The organism is Lysobacter sp. CA199 (assembly GCF_052078715.1).
In the GTDB taxonomy this organism is placed as follows: Bacteria; Pseudomonadota; Gammaproteobacteria; order Xanthomonadales; family Xanthomonadaceae; genus Lysobacter.
In genome coordinates this window covers 210,082-233,118 of sequence record NZ_JBQJIL010000015.1, presented here as the reverse complement: position 1 = coordinate 233,118, position 23,037 = coordinate 210,082, and the positions used below count along the sequence as shown (strand labels likewise).

At 63.5% G+C, this 23,037-nt stretch carries 17 protein-coding genes; 7 read left to right on the top strand and 10 right to left on the bottom strand.

Going from position 1 to position 23,037, the window contains the following annotated elements:
* Positions 1 to 114: 114 nt before the first annotated feature.
* Both ACTOWJ_RS25775 and ACTOWJ_RS25770 read right to left on the bottom strand, forming a co-directional pair.
* Positions 115 to 576, bottom strand: coding sequence for a hypothetical protein (locus tag ACTOWJ_RS25775; protein WP_441337478.1), 462 nt, complete (start codon positions 574 to 576; stop codon positions 115 to 117).
* Between the two features lie 40 nt (positions 577 to 616).
* The gene (locus tag ACTOWJ_RS25770) at positions 617 to 895 is read right to left on the bottom strand and encodes a hypothetical protein (protein ID WP_441333908.1); all 279 of its coding nucleotides are present in this window, start codon (positions 893 to 895) and stop codon (positions 617 to 619) included.
* 827 nt (positions 896 to 1,722) lie between these two features.
* Here ACTOWJ_RS25770 and ACTOWJ_RS25765 point away from each other — a divergent pair.
* Positions 1,723 to 2,178 (top strand): hypothetical protein, encoded by a 456-nt coding sequence (locus ACTOWJ_RS25765; protein WP_441337477.1) that lies wholly within the window; start codon positions 1,723 to 1,725, stop codon positions 2,176 to 2,178.
* An 84-nt stretch (positions 2,179 to 2,262) separates the two neighbouring features.
* Here ACTOWJ_RS25765 and ACTOWJ_RS25760 read toward each other — a convergent pair whose 3' ends face one another.
* The 3 genes from ACTOWJ_RS25760 to ACTOWJ_RS25750 form a co-directional block, all read right to left on the bottom strand.
* Positions 2,263 to 2,676 carry a hypothetical protein gene (locus ACTOWJ_RS25760; protein ID WP_441337476.1) on the bottom strand — a complete coding sequence of 138 codons (414 nt, stop codon included), beginning with the start codon at positions 2,674 to 2,676 and terminating at the stop codon, positions 2,263 to 2,265.
* 22 nt (positions 2,677 to 2,698) lie between these two features.
* The gene (locus tag ACTOWJ_RS25755) at positions 2,699 to 7,477 is read right to left on the bottom strand and encodes an RHS repeat-associated core domain-containing protein (protein WP_441337475.1); all 4,779 of its coding nucleotides are present in this window, start codon (positions 7,475 to 7,477) and stop codon (positions 2,699 to 2,701) included.
* A 499-nt stretch (positions 7,478 to 7,976) separates the two neighbouring features.
* Positions 7,977 to 9,137, bottom strand: a complete 1,161-nt coding sequence (locus ACTOWJ_RS25750; protein WP_441337474.1) for an AAA family ATPase — start codon at positions 9,135 to 9,137, stop codon at positions 7,977 to 7,979.
* A gap of 335 nt (positions 9,138 to 9,472) precedes the next feature.
* Here ACTOWJ_RS25750 and ACTOWJ_RS25745 point away from each other — a divergent pair, with 335 nt between their 5' ends.
* Both ACTOWJ_RS25745 and ACTOWJ_RS25740 read left to right on the top strand, forming a co-directional pair.
* Positions 9,473 to 10,438 (top strand): CsgG/HfaB family protein, encoded by a 966-nt coding sequence (locus ACTOWJ_RS25745; protein WP_441337473.1) that lies wholly within the window; start codon positions 9,473 to 9,475, stop codon positions 10,436 to 10,438.
* Between the two features lie 334 nt (positions 10,439 to 10,772).
* Positions 10,773 to 11,216 carry a hypothetical protein gene (locus ACTOWJ_RS25740; protein WP_441337472.1) on the top strand — a complete coding sequence of 148 codons (444 nt, stop codon included), beginning with the start codon at positions 10,773 to 10,775 and terminating at the stop codon, positions 11,214 to 11,216.
* 122 nt (positions 11,217 to 11,338) lie between these two features.
* Here the strand turns inward: ACTOWJ_RS25740 and ACTOWJ_RS25735 are convergent, their stop codons facing one another.
* Positions 11,339 to 12,775, bottom strand: coding sequence for an MATE family efflux transporter (locus ACTOWJ_RS25735; RefSeq protein ID WP_441337471.1), 1,437 nt, complete (start codon positions 12,773 to 12,775; stop codon positions 11,339 to 11,341).
* Positions 12,776 to 12,994: 219 nt separating this feature from the next.
* Here ACTOWJ_RS25735 and ACTOWJ_RS25730 point away from each other — a divergent pair, with 219 nt between their 5' ends.
* Positions 12,995 to 13,438: an SRPBCC family protein gene (locus ACTOWJ_RS25730; RefSeq protein ID WP_441337470.1), complete on the top strand. Its 444-nt coding sequence runs from the start codon at positions 12,995 to 12,997 to the stop codon at positions 13,436 to 13,438.
* Positions 13,439 to 13,776: 338 nt separating this feature from the next.
* On the opposite strand, the gene hutU is transcribed toward ACTOWJ_RS25730, so the two are convergent.
* The gene (gene hutU / locus ACTOWJ_RS25725) at positions 13,777 to 15,447 is read right to left on the bottom strand and encodes a urocanate hydratase (RefSeq protein ID WP_441337469.1); all 1,671 of its coding nucleotides are present in this window, start codon (positions 15,445 to 15,447) and stop codon (positions 13,777 to 13,779) included.
* A 143-nt stretch (positions 15,448 to 15,590) separates the two neighbouring features.
* Here hutU and ACTOWJ_RS25720 point away from each other — a divergent pair, with 143 nt between their 5' ends.
* Both ACTOWJ_RS25720 and ACTOWJ_RS25715 read left to right on the top strand, forming a co-directional pair.
* Positions 15,591 to 16,172: a TetR/AcrR family transcriptional regulator gene (locus ACTOWJ_RS25720; RefSeq protein ID WP_441337468.1), complete on the top strand. Its 582-nt coding sequence runs from the start codon at positions 15,591 to 15,593 to the stop codon at positions 16,170 to 16,172.
* 299 nt (positions 16,173 to 16,471) lie between these two features.
* Entirely contained in the window at positions 16,472 to 17,098 is a 627-nt protein-coding gene (locus ACTOWJ_RS25715) for a glycoside hydrolase family 25 protein (RefSeq protein WP_441337467.1), read from the top strand.
* 161 nt (positions 17,099 to 17,259) lie between these two features.
* Here the strand turns inward: ACTOWJ_RS25715 and ACTOWJ_RS25710 are convergent, their stop codons facing one another.
* Positions 17,260 to 17,580: a hypothetical protein gene (locus ACTOWJ_RS25710; protein ID WP_441337466.1), complete on the bottom strand. Its 321-nt coding sequence runs from the start codon at positions 17,578 to 17,580 to the stop codon at positions 17,260 to 17,262.
* A 105-nt stretch (positions 17,581 to 17,685) separates the two neighbouring features.
* Positions 17,686 to 18,273: a YybH family protein gene (locus ACTOWJ_RS25705; protein ID WP_441337465.1), complete on the bottom strand. Its 588-nt coding sequence runs from the start codon at positions 18,271 to 18,273 to the stop codon at positions 17,686 to 17,688.
* Positions 18,274 to 18,453: 180 nt separating this feature from the next.
* Here ACTOWJ_RS25705 and ACTOWJ_RS25700 point away from each other — a divergent pair, with 180 nt between their 5' ends.
* A complete protein-coding gene (locus ACTOWJ_RS25700; RefSeq protein ID WP_441337464.1) occupies positions 18,454 to 19,719 on the top strand; it encodes an alkaline phosphatase family protein in 1,266 nt (421 codons plus the stop codon).
* Between the two features lie 535 nt (positions 19,720 to 20,254).
* On the opposite strand, the gene ACTOWJ_RS25695 is transcribed toward ACTOWJ_RS25700, so the two are convergent.
* Positions 20,255 to 23,026, bottom strand: coding sequence for a TonB-dependent receptor plug domain-containing protein (locus tag ACTOWJ_RS25695; RefSeq protein ID WP_441337463.1), 2,772 nt, complete (start codon positions 23,024 to 23,026; stop codon positions 20,255 to 20,257).
* Positions 23,027 to 23,037 lie beyond the last annotated feature (11 nt).

The window sequence follows — 23,037 nt, the reverse complement described above, 5'->3', positions numbered from 1 at the left end:
GCACCTCGGCCTCTCGCAGCTTGTGGATGATCTCTTCGGAACTAAAGCGCTTCTTGGGCATGGTCCAAATCTCCTTGGTCATAGTTTATGAACAATCGATCTGGATCAGTTTTTTCAGGTCAGGTCACACTTGGCGACGTACTTGAAGTCGTTGCCGTGAATACCGTCAACAAAATTCACCTGCATGTCGCCGGTCTTTATCGAATACGTACCAACCATTGTGATTTCTGGTAAGTAAACTCGCTCGTAAAGCGAGAGATTGTCTTCGGTGCCCCATAGTTCAAGGAACCCGACAGGATCAACACCCCTTACATCAAGGGTGCCGAATCCATCCTCCCAGAGTTTGACAACGGATGTATACCGTGTGTACGTCATTTCCACATGGCTATTCTTCGCGACCTGTCCGTTCTTGAACAGCCGAGCGCCATCGCATTTTACAATCGCTGTTTCATAGCCAAATGCCTGAATGGCAAGAAGGCCCACGACCAACACGGCGACGAACAGAAGAAACAATCCAAGCCCCAGGATCATCATGGGTAGCAAGTCGGGAAAGCGCTTTGTGTCTCTGACGTCCATGCCTGGATCTGCGCTGACGGCCTTGTGGCCATTGTGGGAATCATATCCGCGCCTGTCGTGCCCTGTCCGATTCCACGAAGATCCATTCCGTCGGGCCAGATGTGAAGACGACCGGCGCATAGCGGCCGCCTGCACTCCTCTTCAACGCGACCTCACTCACGCGGATGCGGAAGGCGGGCGCGATCTCCTTCCTGACCGATTCGACGCTGCCGTCAACGGATGGGTGGCAGAAGTGGCGCTTGCCGCCGATCTTCTGGATGTAGGTCGATCGGCCTATCTTTGAGATCTGAAAAGGAAGGACGCCGCCGTTGCGGTCCATCCGCCAAATCTATTCCAAGTCGTCCCACGAGGACTTAGATCGCGTGTCAAACTTCGCAACAACGTAGATGTCTCCTGGCGCGCTCTCGTGATCTTCCATCACCAAATGGATGCCGTGGAGCTTCGAATGCTGCCGAATGCTGGCGACGTATTTGTTCGACTTCGCTCCCCAGAAGTTGAGGCTCTCGACTATGCCACCTTTACCGTCGGCGCCGAGTAGCTGCTGGTGATAGACCGCGCTACCGCGTATGCGGTTCTTCCCTGGCATAGGGAATGCGGAGATCGCGTAGGTCAACGGACGATGGAAGTCATCTGGTCGTTCCGAGGATCGGGTCCAGGCACCCTCTCTGAAAACGTACCAGCAACGGGTGCATATCCGGCCACCCTCTTCTCCTACGACCAAGCAATCCGCCGCTCGACTCCAAACGTCAAGGTTTCGACTCGGCCTGGACAGATCGTCCTTGAGATCGGCGCTATTGGCTAGCTGGCCCTGGCAGATGGGGCAGGTTGCGTCCGCATCGCTCGCCACCAAAGGGAGCGACATTGTCATCAGAGCAAACCCGCATACAAACTGACGCCGATCCATACGCCCTCCGTTGCCTTCCGTCCTAGATAGCTAAGGCTACTACTTGTCGGAAGCTATTTCGATGGCGTCGTCCGAACCAAGCCTCGGCTCGGCAGCCGCTTCCTACCCTCTGCTTCCGCGCATAGTTCAAGGTCCGGATACACCATCACAAGCGTCACGACCGTCACGGCAGCGAGATCGCGGTTGCTGTGCCGTCATCGTGACGGCATTGTGGTCATCAGCTCACTGTAGCGAGATACGGCATGAAGAACACGAAGCGCAATCGATCCAGGCAAGCGGCGAGCCCATCCAAGCACGACGCCAACCTGCGCGACAGGCTTGAGAAGAAGCTGCTGAAACTCTGCGCCGACATCGGCTGGATCTGCGGCTGGCGGAAAGAGCGGCTACCGGTCGTCCCGGTCGCACGGCGCTCTTCGCGGCGTCGGGTAATGCTGGGGCGGTCCGTTACCGCCATCGAAGCGCAGACGGGTGACGCTTTCGGCTCCGTCGAGACGAAGTTCGTTTCAACTAACCGGTCGGTGCATAGGCAGACCGAACGGTCTGATCCCGCGTTTGGCCTCAACGATCTTGTTCTGGATGTGCACGACGAGGTCGCATACCAGCTCAGCAATGCGGTCGACGTCGCCCAACTGCTCTCGGATCCCCGCGTCCGCGCCTTCGGCCAACAGCTTGCGCAGAAGAAGGTCGCGCGGGCTTGAATGACCGAGCTGCGGTGGATGCAAAAAGAAAAAGGCCCCGTTGCCGGGGCCTTGGTGAAGCTACGCAAATATTTTCGCAAAGGGTTAGTCAGGGCTGAGCGCTTTGATGCTTATCAGGTATATGCCCAGTTGCTTGCAGGCCGTGATTGACGTCGATCCCGGGTCCCTTGCCGCGTAAGCAATTATTCCATCGATTCTCACATCCTTTGCGTTTAGCTCTGACACTTTTGCCGTCATTTCACCATTCCCCGCGTCGATCAACACAGGCAGGCAATACGAGCTTGGCCGGCCTTCACTTGGCGTGCCGATTTCGTACACAGACTTGTCTTTAACATCCCAATACAATCTTCCAACGAGGGATGTCCTTCGTGCTATCAATACTGAAGGATCCAAAAGCGTTCGCATGGACAGCTTCTGTTCTTCCTGGCTTACATCCGCCGCCAACGCATGTACCGGCACGAACAAAAATGCAAACAGAATTAAAAGAAGGGATTTCATCGTAGCCTCAGAATCCATTGGGTTATGGCTTGTTCTGCAATTTGTTAAGTTCCTGACGAATCAGCTTTCTATGCACCGGCTCAAGCCGGCCTTTGAGGAGCCGATATTGATACTGGCCATTGTCCTTTTCAAGTACGCCGTAGACCCCATTTCTCACAATGTAATTCGGAACGCCTAATTTGACCGCCGCATCATCACCCCACCCGGGTATGGGGGAGTAGTTGCTCCCTTGGGGATGCGAGTGGCAGATAGCGGCGGTTTTCGAAACGTCAACGTCAAAACTTCCAGTAAAGCCCCTAGAACTTTCCCTCCCTTCGCCGGCGATTGGCGTAAAAAGCCCATCCTTGCCGATACCCGCATAGAACTCTTCCTTCTCGGATTTGTCGAGCGTCTTGCCATTGGCTAAGAAGATGCTATCGGTAGCTGGCGTGCCTACAACGGTGGTAGTGCCGTGTTTGGTCGGATCATAGTTGCTGGAGTCGAAGCATTTGCCTGCCTTTTTCAAGTCAGTCGGACAGACCAAGCCTAGAGCATCAACGGTGTCTCCCGGTGAACCGCCGACATAGCCGTAAGTGCTTACGCCGCCTGCTAAGCCAATGGGGTCGCTTTGGATGTACCGCCCGCTAACCGGATCATAGTCCCGGAAGTAGTTATAGCTCAGTCCGGTATTTGGGTCATGACGCTGCCCCGGGAATCGCATGTTGAACACGAACGTACTGCCATCAAGGTCGGGATCCTGATTCGGCGGACTGTTGCCGAACACTTCGCTCTTAGCATTCCACGTCCAGGTCGCGATGTTTCGAGCGGGGTCGATGACTGATCTTGGCGTGCCCAAGTGATCGGGCTGTATGTACTTCAGTGACTGATTGGCGCCCGCACCAGCCAGGAGACCAACTGGTGCGCTGCCCATCCAGACGGCTTGCTGGACCGCCGCGCCGATGCTGTCGTAATCGCCGATCCACTGCCCGGCTTCGTCGTACAGGGTGTACGTGGTGACCGGTCCCGTATCGCCACTGATCGCGGCAACGCGCTCGCCGATAGCGTTATAGCGATACCCCATCTTCACCACGCCGCCCAGCTTGACCTGCTTCATCCGGTCATTAGCGTTGTAGACGAACTCTTTGGCCGTACCGCCGATGCTGGTGGTGTTGCCGACCGCGTCGTAACCCCGACTGGTTGCCCCGATACCGCTCAGGCGATGGCTGGTCGTCGGGTAGTTGTAGCTATCGGTGATTCCGGCGTACAGCAGGCTGGTCCGGTTCCCGGTCTTGTCGTAACCGTAGGTCTCCAACGCGGTAGTACTCGCACCGTCGCGGGTAACCGTGAGCCGGCCGACCGTGTCGTAGTCGTAACTGGCCTGCGTCGCGAGGTGCTGACCGTCTTTCAGCTGGGTCAGCTCACCGACCGTGTTGTAGCCGTAGCCCAGCGACAACCCGCCACTGGCCGGGTCGAAGATGGTCTTCGGGCGGTAGTCCTGGTCGTAAGTGCGGCTCAGAGCGCGGCCGTTGCCGTAGGTCCAACCGGTCACCGGGCCGAACGGTTCGTAGGTGGCATTGTTCAACAGCACCGTGCGGGTTCCGCCGTACGGGCGGACGCCGATTTCCTTGATGCGCGCTTGGGTATCGCGGACGTAGTCCACTGTGGTCCCGTCGGGATAGGTGACGGTGTAGAGGTGGCCTGCGATGGTGTAGGCATACTTCAGGGTGAAGCTCTTGCCCGCGACGACCTGCACCTTGCGCACGACCTGGCCGAAGCGGTCGTAGCAGTATTTCAGTTCGGTGCCGTCGTGACGCATCGCGGTGACGCGACCCAGCGCGAAGGTCTGACCTGCGGCGCACTCGGTATTGACGACATCGTAGTCGTACTCGACATCGGCCGGGCCCGCGGTGGTGTAGAAGATCGCCTTCGGACGGTTCAAGGCGTCGTAGGTGTAGCGGTGAGCGACGGCGTCGTTGGCGTCCTTCTTGGTCGCCAGCAGGCCGGCGTTGTAGGTGTAGTCGGTGACGCCGGTGTCCGGGCTGGTCAGTTTCGTCCGGTCGCCGAAGCCGTTGTAGGCATAGACGGTGTCGAGGCGCTTGGGATCCTTGACCTTGGTGATCTGGTCGAAGGCGTTGTACTCCAGATTCGTCTCAACGTTCAGTCCGCCCACGTCTTGCATGGTGGTGATAAGGCGATTGAGCGGGTCGTAGGCCTGGTCGGTATTCCGCAGCAGCGCGTCGGTCGTCCGGTCCGGGTTGCCGTTCTTGTCGTAGCGGAAGCCGGTCGGGTTCTCCGAAGCGTCCTTGAGTGCTTCCAGCTGGCTCAGGGTATTGAACACGCGCGACAACGTCCGCTTGAGCGTGCCGTTGGCGGTCTTGGTGTCTTCCTGCTTACGGTTGCCGGCCAAATCCAGGGTGTAGTGGATGAAGTTACCGGCGTTGTCGGTGATGTCGGTTAGGCGCTGGGCCGCATCGTAGGTGTAGGTGGTGGCCACATTGCCCGGCAGGGTGACCTTCTTGACCAACCCGGTCGGCCAATGTTCGACGCGGGTGATGCGGTCGTCGGTTTCCACGGCGTTGTCGGCGCCGCGGATCTTGGTGGCGGTGATCCAGCCGCGCGAGTTGTACTCGTAATCGGTCACTACGCCGTTGGCATCCAGCACCGACAGCGGTCGGCCTTGCGGGTCGTAGCCCAGCACTTCGGTGGTGCGGTTGAGCGCGTCGATGGTCTTGCGCAGGTCGCCTTTGCGGAAAGTGCACAGCGGGGGCTGGCTGGCGCAGGTGCTGTCGTCGCTGCCGTAGTACTCGAAGCGGACTAGGTCGCTGACGTCGCTGCGCGGGCCGTCGGCCGACTTGGGCAGGCCCAGGATCGGGCAGGCGCTGTTGCTGGCGGCGACGTCGGCAGCTTCGCAGTAGGCGAACGTGGTGGTGCGGGTTTCGTTGGTAGTCGTGTCGCGCACGGCGATCGAGGCAGGCTGCAGGCGTGCGTTGCGGACGATGCGGGTCTCGCGATTGGCGATGGCCGAGTAGATCGGCCGGTTGCTGGCGATATCGTGGCGTTCCAACGTGACGCGCTGTTGCGCCGTGCCTGCGGCTTCGGTGGTGGTCACGGTGCGCGCAAGCGCGCCGGTCACCGGGTCGTTGGCTTCGGCGTAGGCATATTTGGCTTTAACGTTCTTGCGATCGGTGAATTCGGCAGAACGGCCACGGAAGTCGGCTGTTTCGTCGTTGTAGATCTTGCTCAACGCGCCGCGATCATCGACGACGTCGCTGACCCGCCGCGGTAGCGCCCCGGTGCCGCTGGTCAGACCATACGTCGTCTGATGACCCAGCGCATCGGTCACGACCGCGCCGCCTTCCGGCCGGTAGGCCAGGGCGACTCCGTCGATGCCGCTGTCGTGCTGACTGGAGATCACGCGCCCCTTGGTGTCGTAGGCGAAGGTGCTGTAACGCACCTCGCCTTCCACCGTCACGCCGGTCAGATGGCGCGGGAAGCGTGTGTCCTCATAGTGATATTTTCGATAAGTACCGCCGGGGAAGGTCGCCGTTTCGACCTGGCGCTTCGCGGTATAGGTGTAACTGGCCAGCGTCGCGCCCTCTGAGGTCACCGAGGTGATCAGGGCGTCGCCGGAGCTGTCCGTGTAATTGAGTTGCAACGAGCGGCCAGTGGAGTGCGTGACCTTCTCCAGGCGGCCATGATCGCTGTAGGTGTAGATCAATGCGGTGCCGTCTTCGGCCTGCCGCTCCACGAGGCGTCCCTTGCCATCGAACAGCAGAACCGAGTTCTCGCGATGCAAGCGCCATTGCGGGCCGGATGCGACTACCCGATCGCCGCTGTTGTCGGCTGCGATATAGGCATCGCCGACTTTCTTGTAGCGCACCTGGTAGCCGTTGCCTCCGGTCAGACTGAGAGTATCTGCAGAAATACTGAGCCGCAGGTCCAGCGAATGCGTCCAACCCGGGCCGAAGCCGCCGGAGCGGATCGCGACGCCAGAGTGATAGCTGCGCGTGAAGGCGATCCAACCCAGGTCGAAATCCTGCTGATGTTCGCTCTTCTCGCCGGTCTTGGTGTCGCAGGGATTTCCCGCCAGCCCGGAAAACACCGCCGGTGTCGCCGTTTCGCAAGTGAGCAGTTTGTTGGTGACGACGTTGGCGAGGAAGTTCTCGTTGACGCAGGCTTGGCGCTCGTTGCTCCACTGCGTCCACTGGCTCGGGCATTGCTGTTTGCGGCCGCGTTGCGTGCCCACTGGATCGGACATCGCCTCGCAGGGCGAATTCGGCGTGTTGAGTCCGGTGTAGTACTCGACCGTGTACTCCCGCTCTTCGAGCAGGCCTTCGTAGCCAGGCACCGAAGCGGCCCAGGCCCCGACGGGAGTGACTTTCGCCTTGATCGGGCAATGCGGGTTTTCCTCGTCGTAGTACGCCTTCAAGGACGCGGCCATTTCCGCTTCGGCGGCGAACTTGTCCAGGGAGAGTCCATGGCTGTAGCGCCAATCCGGATCTAGCGGCGACGATAGACCCATCCAGTAAACGACATCGGCTTTACCGTCGGCCCTTGGCGCGATCTCCTTGATCTTGGTCATCTCCAGGAAAGGACTGGGCGCACCGCCGAAGGGGCTGGGTATCACCTTGATGGCTTCTTCGGCTTGGTACTGGGTGTCATGCGCCGTAGGCGGCGGACTGGTGAATGCCGTCATCTGCCATTTGATCTGACTTTCCTCCGCGACCGCGCCGGTGCTGCATAGCAGCAGCCCCAGGTGCACGGCGTGCTTGATCCAACCGGACATCCGGCCGGAGGGAAACCACTCGGGTTTGGGCGTCATGTAACGAATCCTTGTGAACATGGTCGATTCCCGAAATCAGAAAGGAAGGACTTCCGCGATGCCAGACGAGCACGCGCAAGCGCCCGAGGCGGCTACGCCACGGGCATCAATGAGGGATGGGCAAGAAAGCCGCGCGCTCGCGCCGCGAGCGATCGTAGGCTGGGAGAGGCCCTCGAACTTGAGGGCGCGTGTTACCGCGAACATCGGCAATTCCATTTGCACTACTCCATGTGGCTTGGACCGTTGTAACGATCGGGCGTCGCTGCTGTTGCGACGCCGCCGGCAATTCCTGGCCGGGCTGATTGCTCCATTTACTCCCCGTGCGCGGGGGCAGTCAAGGCTGACGCATGTTCGGGTGGGTAACTGCAATCGCGCTGAAATAAAACGACCGCGAAAGTGCAACTGCAGTCGCAGTTTGTTCCGACGCCTGAATTCGCCTCAGGTTTTGTTGTTTCTCGCAGAGCCGCTGCTTAAGTCCAGCACGGCGCATAAAATCCGCTCACCGCTCCGGCCAATACCAAGCCGGCGCATCCAGCATCCCCTGCCCCACGATCTGCGTCTGGCTGAACTGTTTCTCCAGATGGATGCTGTTGCAGTCATCCACCTGCTCCAACGCACTGATCAAGCGCGAGGCGTGCGAGACCACCCACACCTGCGTGCGTTTGGCCGCGTGCGCGATCAACCGCGCCAGCGCCGGAAGTAAATCCGGATGCAGACTGGTTTCCGGTTCGTTGAGCACCATCAGCGGCGGCGGGCGCGGGGTGTGCAGTGCGGCGATCCACAGCAGGTAACGCAAGGTGCCGTCGGAGAGTTCGGCCGCCGACAACGGCCGCAGCAGACCGTGTTGATGGAACTCGAGCGCGAAACGTGCGCCTTCGCCGGCGATGTCCACGCGCGCGCCGGGGAAGGCGTCGTCGACCGCCGCGGCCAATGCGCGTTCGTCGCCGATTTCGATGATGGTCTGCCACGCCGCGGCGAGGTCGCGGCCGTCGTGGCTCAACACCGGGGTGCGCGTGCCCAGTTGCGGTTGCCGCGCAGGTGCGTGGGCGTCGCTGCGAAAGTGATCATAGAAGCGCCAACCACGGATGGTTTCGCGCAGGGTCAGCACTTCGGGCGCGGCGTGCGGGTCGGCGATCTGCGCGAACAGGCTTTCGAACGGACTCAGGTGTTGCGCGACCACGCGCCAGCCGCGGCCGTCGCGCACGCGCGCCATGCTGCCGTTGCGGTCGACCAGCACATTGGCGCTGCGCAGGAACGGGCCGCTCCAGATGGCTTCGCGTTTGATCTGGGGGTCGTGGGTGAAACGCGAATTCGATGGAATCGGCAGGCCCAGGTCGATGGCGTAGCCGTAGTCTTCGCCGGCGAAACCCAGGCGCAGCGAGACCGGGTCCTTGCGCGCCCCGCCCTGGATCGGCACCTCGCCGCGTTTCATCCGTGCGCTGATCGTTTCCGGCCCGGCCCACAGCGACGATTCCAATCCGCCTTCGCGCGCCAGCGCCGGCACCACGCCGCCTTGCGCGGTTTCCGCCAGCAGGCGCAGCGCACGGTACAGATTCGACTTGCCGCTGCCGTTGGCGCCGGTGACCACGTTGAGCCGCGCCATCGGCACGGCCAGTTCGCGCAGGGATCGGTAATTGGCGATGGCCAGGGTCGTGAGCATGATCGGAATACCGGGCAGAAAACCGTCGACAGGATCGCCGGCGGAGGTCGCACAGGTTGAGTCCAGAGCCCGGCCGCACGGCTGCGAGCCGCTCAGCGCCCGGCGCCGTCTGTCGGTGCGGCCGGCCCCTGGCCTGAATACGACAGCTATCACGTTATCATCGGCGGGCGAGTCGTCGCTCGGACGGGACCAACCCGCCCGAACCCGCCTGGGGAATCCGGTAGACCTCCCGCTGCCTCGCAGCGAGGCCGGGATCGGACGGGACGACCGCGCAGGCGCCGCGCGCCGCAATGGACGCGGCTTTCAGGGAAGCAGTTTGAAGGAACGAACCGACAATGAAGACCGCAATTAGGGCAATCCCGGCCGCCGTATGCGCGATCGGCCTGGGACTGGCGCTGACCGCCGCACCGACGTGGGCCCAGCGCAAGAGCGCGCAGGATCTGCGCGCCGAGAAGATGACTCAGATCCCGACCTGCTCCAAGAACCTCGGCGCGATCTCGGTGATCGAGCCGGAAGACTCGGTCAACTGGTGGAGCGGCCAGCAACTGCCGGCGCCGAGCAAGCTGATCAAGGTGTTCGTGCAGAAGTCGCGCTGCTTCACCCTGGTCGACCGCGGCGCCGGCATGGACATGGCCATGCGCGAGCGCGAGTTGTCCTCCAGCGGCCAGCTGCGCAACAAGTCCAACGTCGGCAAGGGCCAGATCCGCGCCGCCGACTACGTGCTGGTGCCCGATCTGATCTCCAAGAACAGCAACGCCGGCGGCAACGCGATCGGCGGCATGCTCGGCGGCCTGATCGGCGGCAAGGCCGGCGCGGTCGCCAGCAACCTCAACTTCAACAAGAAGACCGCCGACGTGGTGCTCACCGTCACCGACGTGCGTTCCTCCGAACAGGTCGCGATGGCCGAAGGCAGCGCCAAGAAGACCGACATCGGCTTCGGCGCCAGCGGCGCGTTGTTCGGCAGCAGCGGTCTGGGCGGCGCCGGCGTGTCGGGTTACGCCAACACCGAAGTCGGTCAGGTCATCACCATGGCCTATCTGCAGGCCTACACCAATCTGGTCTCCGAACTCGGCGGCCTGTCGGACAACCCCTCGGCGTCGAATTCGCAGCAGGCGGTCACCGTGGTCAAGGCCGCGCGCTTGTTCGCCGCGTCCAACGGCGCCGGCAAGGTGGTGCGTCCGCTCGATGCGGGCATGATGCTCTACCCCACCGGCAATAAGCAGGGCGCGATGTGGGAAGTCGAGGACGAACTCGGCAACAAGGGCTGGGTGTCGTCCTTGGCGCTGGAGCTGTCGAAGTAGTCCGTCGCCTGGCGTTGCCACGCGATGCGATGCGAAAGGGCTGCCGGCGACGGCGGCCCTTTTCGTTTGCGGGCGCGGTGCGGGCGTCGGGCCTGAAGGCCCTCTCACAAAAGACCTCGCGGCTTACGCGGCCAGGTTGGCTGCGATGTGCGCGATCGACCAAGGCGCGGTTACGAATTGGCGGTGTGGACGGATCGCTGATCGCACGACAGCATCGAAGCTCGCGGCGCCCGACGCGGGCCGCAGCGGGCGCCATCGCGGATGGTGCAGTGCGATCTTGACCGGGCCGACCGATCGCGCATGCTATCGCCACCCGATCCCGCAACCCATCTCCATGGCCTACGAACCCATCCACATGACCTGGGACTACTGGGACGGTCCGCGCACCGGCATCGCCGATTGCGAGGGCCGGCCGCACTACTTCTCCCGTGTGTACGACTTGGAAAACGAGGAGTACGGCGAGGTGTTCGTGGTCACGCCGATCGACGCGGAAACCTGGGCCTGGGCGCAGGAGCATTGGGTGATCTGGCGACGTTGGGAAGCCGAGGTCAACGCCGGGCGGCAGACCTCGGACACGCATCCCAAGTACGGCCATTACGATCCGCGTTACAACGAGCTCGAAGCCTTGATCAGCGCCGGTATCGACCGGCTCGCCGCGCAAGCGGTACGGCGGCACGGCGTATTGCGTCCGGCCTCGCTGCCGGGCGAACTGTTTCCTGGCCAGTTCCGCCAAACCGAAGTCGAATGGTCGGCGCCGTTGGCCGAACCGGCCGCCTGAAAATCAGGACTCGACTCGCCGAGGTTTCCGCAAATAGGGGGAGAGGCTCACGCCCCAGCGCTTTTACCGGTTCGAGACGAACCGATCGAAAGCGCCGGGACTGAAGACCCGCCACAGAAGCCTTATACCTGCGCGTTCTTCCAACGCCCGCGAGTGAACAACCACAGCGTGAACAGGCCGACCGAAGTTTCGGAAATGAACACGCCCCAGAACACGCCCGAATGCTTCCAATCCAGGGTAATGGCCAGCACGTACGACAGCGGGATCTGGATCAGCCAGAAGAACACCACGTTGATCTTGGTCGGCGTCATGGTGTCGCCGGCGCCGTTGAAGGCCTGCACCGTCACCATCCACCAGCCGTAGATGAAGAACGAGTACGACAGAATCCGCAACCATTCCGCGCCGATCGCGATCACCTGCGGATCGTCGGTGAACAAATCCATCAACTGCCGCGGGAACGCGAAGAACAGCACCGAGACGATCACCAGATAGGCCATGTTGTACCAGCCGATATGCCACACCGAGGCTTCGGCACGATCGGGCTGCGACGCGCCGAGATTCTGCCCGACCAAGGTCGCGGCGGCGTTGGACATGCCCCAGGCCGGCATCATCGTGAACATCATGATGCGGATGGCGATGGTCGCACCGGCGACGGCTTCGCTGCCGATGCTGGCGAGAATCCGCATCAGGAAGATCCACGAAGTCATCGCCACGATCATCTGGCCGACGCCGCCGAGCGAGGTGCGCACGATGTTCCACAGCATGGCGCCGCGCCAGACCAGTTGCGCCATCGTCACCCGGATGTGCTTGCCGCCGTGGAACAGCACCCACAGTTGGAACAGCACGCCGATGCCGCGGCCGATATTGGTGGCGATCGCCGCGCCCTCGATGCCGAGCGCCGGCACCGGCCCGAGGCCGAAGATCAGCAGCGGGCACAGCAGGATGTTCAGACCGTTGGACAGCCACAGCACCCGCATCGCAATGGCCGCGTCGCCGGCGCCGCGGAAGATCGCGTTGATCACGAACAACAGCATGATCACCGCGTTGCCGCCGAGCATCCACTGGGTGTAGCGGTAGCCGTGTTCGATGCTCCAGGCATCGGCGCCCATCAGCCGCAGCAGGTCCTGGGCATAGAAAATGCCGGCCACGGCGGGCAACACCGAGACCAGCAAAGCGATGAAGATCGCCTGCACTGCGGTGATCGCCGCGTCCTCGCGCCTGCCCTCGCCCACCCGCCGCGCCACCACCGCGGTCACCGCCATCGCCAGGCCCATGGCCACCGCGTACAGCAGGAACAGGTAACTCTCGGTCAGCCCAACCGTCGCCACCGCCGACGGCCCGAGCTTGGCGACGAAGAAGATGTCGACCACCGCGAAGGTGGACTCCAGCACCAGCTCCAGCACCATCGGCACGGCCAGCAGGAACACCGCGCGCCGCAGCGGGATCTTGGTGTAGTCGGCGTCGGTGCCGCGGATGGCATCGCGCAGATCGCTCCACAACGTGTGCGCAGGCGGCGCGGCGGCCGCGGGGGTATCGACGGTGGAAGGTTCTTGAGTCATCGCGAGCTCCGTGCTGTAGTCGCACCGGCCGATGATAGGGCGGGCTGCCCGATTGACCAGTGACAACAGTACGACGAACCACGGGACACCGGATCGACAACCGCCCCCGGCAGCGCCCCGCATGACCGTTACGAGAATGTATTCGCCCTGGGATGTCGATCCACGCCCGTCCCGTTCGTCTACATCATGAGGGCTTCACCTCATCACAGGAGATCACCCATGACCGGCACCGTCCGCCTGCAACGCGTCTTCACCGCCCCGCCCGAGCGCGTCTACCGTGCCTTTCTCGATGCCGCCGCCCTGTCCAAGTGGCTGCCGCCGGACGGCTTCACCTGCACCGTGCACGAGCTGGACGCGCGGGTCGGCGGCAAATACAAGATGAGCTTCACCAATTTCTCCACCGGCAACGGCCACAGTTTCGGCGGCACCTATCTGGAACTGGTGCCGAATCAGCGCATCGTCCACGACGACCGCTTCGACGATCCCAACCTGCCCGGCACCATGGTCACCACCATCACCTTCCGCGAGGTGTCCTGCGGTACCGAGGTGCAGGTAGTGCAGGAAGGCATTCCCGAGGTGATCCCGGTCGAGCAGTGCCATCTGGGCTGGCAGGAGTCGCTGACCCTGCTGGAGCGGCTGGTGGAGCCTTCGATTCCGGGTTGATCGCGCACGAACGACGACGGCCCGGATTCGCCAGGCCGTACGTTCGTCTTTACCCAAACGCGTGTAGGAGCGGCCCCAGCGCTGACGCAGTTGCGGCGAAATCTTCGCCGCCGACGGCACCCCTGATGTCGCGACTTACGCCGCTCCCACATCAAGCATTCATCGCAACGCAGCCCCTTGTAGGAGCGGCGCAAGCCGCGACAGCGCTAACGCAACAGCGACGAATCCTTCGCCGCCGACCGTCACCACGATGTCGCGGCTCGCGCCGCTCCTACAGGGAGATCGCGCCGCATCGCGGCGTTGATTTCAAGTAACTCCGCCGGATCGCGGCGACCGGTTCAAAGCATCGGCAACTTCAACCCCTGCTCCTTCGCGCACTGTTGCGCGATCTCATAGCCCGCATCGGCATGCCGCATCACGCCGGTGCCCGGGTCGTTCCACAGCACTCGCGCGATCCGCTTGTCGGCCTCTTCGCTGCCGTCGCAAACGATGACCACGCCGGAGTGCTGCGAATAACCCATGCCGACACCGCCGCCATGGTGCAGCGACACCCAGGTCGCGCCGCCGGCGACGTTGAGCATGGCGTTGAGCAGCGGCCAGTCGCTGACCGCGTCGCTGCCGTCCTTCATCGCTTCGGTTTCGCGGTTGGGCGAAGCCACCGAACCGCTGTCGAGGTGATCGCGGCCGATCACGATCGGCGCCTTCAACTCGCCGTTGCGCACCATTTCGTTGAAAGCCAGGCCGAGCTTGTGGCGCAGGCCCAGGCCGACCCAACAGATGCGCGCCGGCAAACCCTGGAAGCTGATGCGCTCCTTGGCCATGTCCAGCCAGCGATGCAGATGCGCATCGTCGGCGATGATTTCCTTGACCTTGGCGTCGGTCTTGTAGATGTCCTCGGGATCGCCGCTGAGCGCGACCCAGCGGAACGGACCGACGCCGCGGCAGAACAGCGCACGCACATAGGCCGGCACGAAACCGGGGAAATCGAAGGCGTTTTTGCAGCCTTCATCCTGCGCCATCTGGCGGATGTTGTTGCCGTAGTCGAAGGTCGGGATGCCCTGCTGCTGGAACGCCAGCATCGCTTCGACATGCACGCGCATCGACTTCTTGGCCGCATCGCGCACGCCTTCGGGATTGATCTTCTGTTCGGCCAGCCATTGCTCGACCGTCCAGCCGATCGGCAGATAACCGTGCACCGGATCGTGCGCGCTGGTCTGGTCGGTCACCGCGTCCGGACGCACGCCGCGGCGCACCAGTTCCGGCACCACTTGCGCGGCATTGCCGAGCAACGCGATCGACTTGGCTTCGCCGGCCGCGGTGTACTTGGCGATGCGCGCCAGCGCGTCATCCAGGTCGCTGGCTTGTTCGTCGACGTAACGCGTGCGCAGACGCATGTCGATGCTGCTCTGCTTGCATTCGATATTGAGCGAGCACGCGCCGGCCAGCGACGCGGCCAGCGGCTGCGCGCCGCCCATGCCGCCCAGGCCGGCGGTGAGGATCCACTTGCCGCTCAAGCTTCCGCCGTAATGCTGGCGTCCCATCTCGACGAAGGTTTCGTACGTGCCCTGGACGATGCCCTGCGAGCCGATGTAGATCCAGCTGCCGGCGGTCATCTGGCCGTACATCATCAGGCCTTTCTTATCGAGCTCGTTGAAGTGCTCCCAGGTCGCCCAGTGCGGGACCAAGTTGGAATTCGCAAGCAACACCCGCGGCGCGTCGGCATGGGTCGGGAACACACCGACCGGCTTGCCCGATTGGATCAGCAGCGTCTCGTTATCTTCCAGCTCGCGCAACGACTTGAGAATCGCGTCGAACGAAGGCCAGTCGCGAGCGGCGCGGCCGATGCCGCCGTAGACCACCAGTTCGGCCGGATTCTCGGCTACGTCCGGGTCCAGATTGTTCTGGATCATGCGGAAGGCGGCTTCGCTGAGCCAGGACTTGCAGCTGATTTCGCTGCCGCGCGGGGCGCGGATGACGCGAGAGGGATCGTTGCGATCGGTGGCGGACACGGCGACTCCGGCGTTCGTGAGAAGCAGGAATTATCGCGCCGCGGTCCGAGCCCCCGCCAGCGCACGCCGGTCCGGACGGGCAGCCAATACGGTGTTTGCGCCCGAATTTGCCGCTGCGAGGCGAAAATGTATACGCTGTATACATGACTGTGCCCGCCACCGCCGACCGTATCCTGCGCGCCGCCCGCGCCTTGTTCGAGCGCGGCGGCGCACAGAAGGTCAGCATGCGCCGCATCGCCGAGGCGGTCGGAGTGACCCCGATGGCGATCTACCGCCACTTCCCCAATCGCGAGGCGCTGCTGCAACGCATCAGCGACGACAGCTTCCAGGAGATCTCGCGCCACTGGAGCGCGCGCAACGACGGCGGCGACGTGATCGCGCGCCTGCGCGCCACCCAGCAGATCTATCTGGACTACGCCTTGGCCCACCCGCATCTGTTCGATCACGCCTTCTCGATGCGGCGCGATCAGGCGCGGCGTTTTCCTGAAGATTTCCGCGCGCGCCGCTCGCCGACCTTGAACGTGGTCGCCGACGTGGTGATCGAAGCGCAGCACGCCGGCCGCCTGCGCGCGGGCGATCCTTGGGACATCGCGATGACGATGTGGGCGCATACCCACGGCTTGATCGTGCTGTACCGCGCCGGCCGCTTCAGTTATGGCGAACGCGAGTTTCGCGATTTCTACCAGGCGTCGCTGGATCGCTTGCTCGAAGGCATACAAGCCTGAGCTGCGACAGCGGTTTCGACCGTCGCGAGAGGATTCGGCCCCAACGTCTTTTGACTCGGATCTCCGCGATCCGGCTGAAAAGCGTCGGGGCTCAAGCCCCTCCCACAAGAGCGGCAACCGCCGAAGCGGCTTGCATTGAAACGGTCCGCTGCCGGAATGCCCCACGCGGCGCGGCTAAGCCATCGCGGCCATAGCCGCCTTCACCCTTTTCACGCCGACCGCGGCCAGTCGTTAACAACAGTCAGACCGGGTCGCGCAGCCGACCCGCCCCGACTCCACAACGCGACGACGGCCATCCAATGACCAACCTCGACCAAATCCATGGCATAGACGTATCCCACTACCAAGGCGATGTCGATTGGGCAAAGGTGAAAGCCGCCGGCATCGTCTTCGCCTACGCCAAGGCCACCGAAGGCAATACCTATCTCGACCCGAAATTCGCCGCCAATTGGCAAGCAATGCAAGGCGCAGGCATGTTGCGCGGCGCTTATCACTTCTACGAAACCTATGACGATCCGGTCGCCCAGGCGAACAATTTCATCCATACGGTCGGAACGCTCGGCGCCGAGGATCTACCGCCGGTCGTCGATATAGAAACCTTCAAAGGCGATTACGGCAGCAACAGCGTTGCCGCCAATCTGCAAATCTGGCTGGATACCGTCGAAAAGGCCCTGGGCCGCAGGCCGATGATCTACACCAGCCCCTCGTTCTGGGATCAGACGGTGAACGCGGATTTTTCCGGTTATCCGTTATGGATCGCCGACTACGGTGTAACCGAGCCGAAAATCCCGACCGGTTGGAACGCATGGAACTGTTGGCAGTATTCGCCGGCCGGGAGCGTCGACGGCGTTACCGGAACGGTGGATTTGAATGTTTTTGCGGGGCCGGGCCTGACTCGATTGATCGTCCGGGCTCTGTTCGGGTAAACGTGCCATCGGATGCAGTGCCATCGGATGCGGTCTTGTTGCGGCGCTGCATAAGGACGCGCCGCTATGCAAAAACACCCGCACGCAAAAAACGCCCGGCGCAAGGCCGGGCGTGAGGACGGTCCGAACCGAAGCCCGAACCGGAAGGGATACGCGCGCGCTCAGTTCAAGCGCGGATCGAGCTGACGCAGCGCCTGGCCCACATCGGTGCGGCCGGTGCGGTCGAGGTCATCGCGGCTGTAGCTGCGGCCGTAACCGGCGCAGCCGTTCTGGCTGCGCGGTTGCAAACGCGAACCGGTCTGGGTCAGACAGGTGGGATCGCGGCGATCTTTCTTCGCGGCCGCGGCCGCGGCGGCCGGCTTGGCATCGGCCTGGGCCGTGGCGGCGGGCGTGGTCGGTTCGCGCGCATCCTCGTGCGCGGGTTGCGCCGAGGCGGCGAACACGCAAGCGCCCAGCAATACGGCAAGCATCGAACGTTTCATCGAACACCTCCTGAGAACAGGAACCCTGAGACGTAACGGACACAGCCAGCCTACGCTTCCGGCACCGCCACGACGGCCCTGCGGCACCGGCCGTTTAAGCAGTCGTCAGCGTCGCGGGCAGTCCTCGCGGCGCCCGCGTTCGAAGGCCATGGCTTCGGCCTCGGTGGCCGGACGCGGGGTCAGACCGTCGTCGAACACGATCTTCCACGCCCCGTCGCCGTCGCGCCGCCAGACCGACTGGTACGCGCCGATCGAATAGCGCGGTTCCGCGCCCGGATCGAGCTTGTGATAGAGCGCCGGCCCGGTCGACCAGGCCACCTCTCCGTCGCCGCCGATGGTCACCCGGGTCGGGTACCAACGCAGCCGCAGGGTCTTGCCTTCGATCAGCCCGGCCCATTGCTCGACCACTCGTTCGCGGCCGCGCGTGGGCTGCGGGCGGCCGGCGCCGAACGCCGCTTGCGCGTGCAGATGCGAAGCGAAGGCCTTGGTGTCGTGTTCGGCGACCGAGCGGGCGAAGCTCAGCTCGCGCGCCCAGACCGCGCATTCCTCGTCGCTGAGCGGCGTCAACGGCGGCGCCGCGTCCGGAGCGGGCGTCGCCGGCTTGGCACCGGAGTTTGCGTCGGCCTGCGCCCACGCCGGCGCGAACGCCAGCAACGACAGGCCCAGACAGGCGGCACGAGCGGTGGCGCGCATGGCGTATCTCGATGAAAACCCGCGCCCACTATCCCGCCGCGCGCGGCGCCGCGCCAGCGACTGAAGTCATGGCCGGCGCCGACCGCATCGCCGATGGTGCCGACCTTGGCGGCTCGCCGCGCGGCCGGCGCGAGCGACGACTGACACCGGCCGGCAACCGCCGGCCGTTATCATGCGCCGATGCGTTCGATCATCCCCGCGGCCCGCGCCGCCCTGCTCGCCTTCGTCCTGATCCTGACCGCCTGCGCCGCGCCGACCCGCTCCGCGCCGCCGGCCGACACGCCGCTGCTGTTGATCTCGATCGACGGCTTCCGCGCCGACTATTTCGAACTAGGCCTGACCCCCAACCTGGAACGGTTGGCGCGCGACGGCGTGCGCGCGCAATGGATGACGCCTTCGTATCCGTCGCTGACGTTTCCCAATCACTACACCCTGGTCACCGGCCTGCGCCCCGACCACCATGGGGTGATCCACAACAGCATGTGGGACACCGCAATCGGCAAGTTCAAGATCTCCGACCGCGATGCGGTGGGCGATACGCGCTGGTGGAAAGGCGGCGAACCGATCTGGATCGGCGCGCAGAAAGCCGGTCTGCGCAGCGCAACCTTGTTCTGGCCCGGCAGCGAAGCGCCGATCCACGGCCAGCGCCCGAACCGCTGGCGCCCATTCGACGCCAAGATCGACGAGAACACGCGCGTCGACGAAGTGCTGGGTTGGCTGGGCGAACCCGCCACCACGCGCCCGCACGTGGCGACCTTGTACTTCGATGCGCTCGATCACGAAAGCCACGACCACGGCCCGAACTCGCCCGAATCGCGTGAGGCCCTGCAACGCATCGACGCCGCCGTCGGCCGCCTGCTCGACGGCCTGGCCGCGCACGGCCAGCTCGAACGGGTCAACCTGATCGTGGTGTCCGACCATGGCATGGCCGAAGTCGCGCCGGGACAGCGCATCGCGGTCGAGGACATGGTGTCGGTCGAACAGGCGGTGGTGACTTCGGTCGGCCAATCGATCGGCATCGCCCCCAACCCGGGCCATGAGGCCGAAGTCGAACGCCGTCTGCTCGGCCCGCACGATCATTACGACTGCTGGCGCAAGAGCGAGCTGCCGGCGCGTTGGCATTACGGCACTCACCCGCGGGTGCCGCCGATCGTCTGCCAGATGCACGAAGGCTGGGACGCGATCGAAGACGCGAAACTCAAGGCCTGGCCCAAGAACCAGACCCGCGGCTCGCACGGCTACGATCCGGCGCTGCCGTCGATGCGCGCGATCTTTCTCGCGCGCGGCCCTGCGTTCAAGCGCGGCGCGATCTTGCCGCCGTTCGACAACGTCGATGTGTATCCGCTGCTGGCGCGCTTGATCGGCATCGTCCCGGCCAAGAACGACGGCGACATCACGCCGCTGCTGCCGGCGTTATTGCCCGATCGCGCGAAGAAAAAACAGTAACGGCTGAAACCGTCGCGCGATGTCGGCGAACGATGCACGCCGCCGCGATTTTCTCGATCGGCTTCGCGCTTTCCGCGCTGACGTTTGTCATCAGTTCGGGATTCAGTGACGGTGGCGGCTCTTTCGTTTCGCGCATCGGCAGTAGCTTGGACGCCAGTACTCCAGGGACCTCAACCTGCTCCGCAGCAAGACCTCTGGCCCGGCATGTCCCCCGACTGCCGGGCCGTTTTTTCGGCTGCGTTCGCGTTGGCTGAAGATGGGTTGGGTGGTGTGAAACGCGGCGATTCGGCGACAAGAGCCAATCCCCCCTGCCCCCTTTTTCAAAGGGGGAACGGTGAGAGCAACGGCAGATGAAGATCTCGCAAACTTCGCCCCATTGAAAAAGGGGGCTGGCGCCTGCGTGGCGCGCTTCAGGTGGATGCGACTGCGCCGGGGGATTTGCCTCGGCCCTGTTCGCATGCGCATCGCGATCACGCAACGCCGCGCACGTCCGCACGCGGGGTCGCGACACGCACGCGGCGTCAACGCAGCACAGTCAGGAACCGAAATCCACGCCGAGCTCCAACCAGAACGAACGACCCAACGCGCTGTAATTGTCGCGATCGAAATACGGCCAGTCGCCATCGGTCCGATCCACCGGCGGTCGCTTGTTGGTCAGGTTGTTGACCGCAACCGACATCCAGAACGTGGGATTGATCTGGTAACGGGCCGTGGCGTTGTAGGTGATCAGCGGACCGACGTTGCGCGCCTCGCCGATCCGGTTCCAGGTCTTGCCGTTGCGCAGGCCGTACAGCGTCGCGCTCCAGTCGTCGCGTTTCCAGGTCGCGCTGGCGCTGGCGCGGCTGCGCAATTCATTGGAGTTGGCGCAGCACAGCAAGTCAATGGTGTCGTCGCCGTCCCTCTGCCGCGAGCTGTGCTTGAGCACCGTGTAGTAGTTGGCGTTGAACAGAAAATCGCCCAGACGCTCGCTGCGCACACGGTAATCCAGCGTCGATTGGATGCCGCTCTGGCGCTGCTCGGCGACGTTGATGGGATAGGTATAGACCGCCTCGACGCCGTTGGGCGTGACCGGATCGTTCGCCGGCAGGCGCCGGACTTCGCTCAACAACTCGCGGCAGGTCGGCGAATTGATGTCGAAGCCCGTGTCGCCGTTCTCCGACACGCCCAGGCGGCAATCCGCCTCGTTACGCAGGATCTGGTCGTTGCTCAGGGTCTGCACCTCGTTCTCGATCACGATGGAGTTGTAATCCACCGACAGGCTCAGCGCATTGTCCAGCGCCGACCAGACGAAGCCGTAAGTGAACGAGCGCGCGGTGATGTCCTTGAGACGGGTGTTGCCGCTGGAATAGGCCAGCATCGATTGGCCTGCATACGGACAGCGATTGTAGGAGCTGGCGTCGTAACCGGCGACGCGGCAGCGGTAGTAGTCGGTGGAGGTGGAGTAACCGCTGTTCTGGCTTGAGAACAGGCTGAACATGTCCGGCGCGCGGAACGCGGTCGCGTAGCTGCCGCGCAGCAGCAGGGTTTCGGTGGGGCGGAACTCCAAGCCGACTTTGTAGGTCAACTTGCCGTTGCCCTCGCTTGCATAACTGTACTTGTCGTGGCGGGTCGACAGGTTGGCGGTGAACTTGTCCAGCAACGGCAACTGCATTTCCGCGCCGGCCGCGTATTGGCGGCGCTTTCCGGCCGCGCTGGTGCGTCCGGTGGCGCCGCGGAAGTAGCCGGTCTTGGCCAGTTCGCTGGCCGAGTTGTTTTCGAACTCCTCGTTGCCCGCTTTGACGATCGCGGCGAAACCAACCGGACCGGCAGGCATCCGGAACAGTTCGGTGGTGGTCAAGGTGCCGGTGACGTTCTGCGTCCAGGCCATCGAGTCGGCGCGATTGGTGTCGCTGGAGCGGTCGTATACCGACTTGTCCAGGGGCTGGTAGAGCCGGGCCAGGTTCGGCGAGAAAATCTTGTACCCGGCCGCATCGGTGCCCAACTGCGGGCCGAGGAAATAGTCGTCGATGCCGTCGCGCGCGAGGAAATCCGTGGACTTGCGGACCACCTCGGACTGGGAGCGGTTGTAGTACAGATCGTAATCGAAGCGGCTGTCTCCGACCGGTCCGCGCGCGCCGGCGGTGAAGTTGTAACTGCGCGTGTAGACGTGCTGGTCCTTGGCCTGCAATCCGACTTCCTCGGGCGCGAAAATGCGCTGCCACTGCTCGTACTGGCCGCTGTCGCGATTGAAGAACGTCTGGTTCCAGAACGGACTGCCGCCGCTGTAAGTCGGGTTGCTGTAGCTGTAGAGCGCGTCGGCGTACAGCTCGGTCCCGCCGTCCAGCGCGTAGCGCAGGAACACCGAGCCGTTGGCGTTGGTGCTCTCGTTGGACAAGGTCGTGTAGCCGACATTGTGGGCGCTGCCGCAGTAATAGCCGGTGCCGGCGGCGTCGCGGAAACTGTAGGCGGTGGTGCCGCCGTACAGATAACTCAGCGGGGCGCAAGTCGCCGCGCCCGGATCGATGTAATGCTGGCCCGCACCCACTTGCTGGCGCAGGAACGTACGCGAAGGCACCGCGCCGCGACCGGTGGGATCGTCGAAATACGAATCGATGTAGTCGCGCTGGTAGGCCCACACCGGCCGCTCGCGACCGAATTCCACGCCGTAGCTCACGTCGAGTTTGCCGCGATTGAAGCCGCTGCTGAATTGCAGACGCTCGTTGCGTCCGCCGCCGTCGCTGTAGCCGCCGGCGCGCACGCGCAGATGCGTGCCCTCGACCCGTTCCTTGAGCACGATGTTGACCACGCCGGCGATCGCCGCCGAGCCGTAGATCGAAGACTGCCCGCCGGTCAGCACGTCCACGCGCTCGACCATGCTCAGCGGAACGTTGGCGATATCGGTGATGTTGCTACCTCCGTTGTAAGCCAACGGGTAGCTCGCCATCGGCCGTCCGTTGAGCAGGGTGAGCGTGTATCCCGGCGGCAGGCCGAACAGGCTGATGGTCTTGGCGCCGGGCGTGTAGCCGCCGGTGAACTGCGGATCCTGCACCGAACCGTTGGCCTGCGGCAGCGCGCGCAACGCATCGAACACGCTGCCGAATCCCTTCGCGTCGATCTGCGCCTGAGTCAGCGTGACCACCGGCGACGGCCCTTCGATCTGCGCGCGCGGGATCAGCGATCCGGTGACCTTGACCGCATCGAGTTGCTTGGCGCTGCGGCTTTCGCCTTCCGACTGCGCCGCGTCATTGCCGGCCGTTTGCTGGGCCTGCGCGGCGCCGGCGGATACCGCCAGCCCCGTAACGATCATCCAATACGCTCGCCGCTTCATTCGTTCTCTCC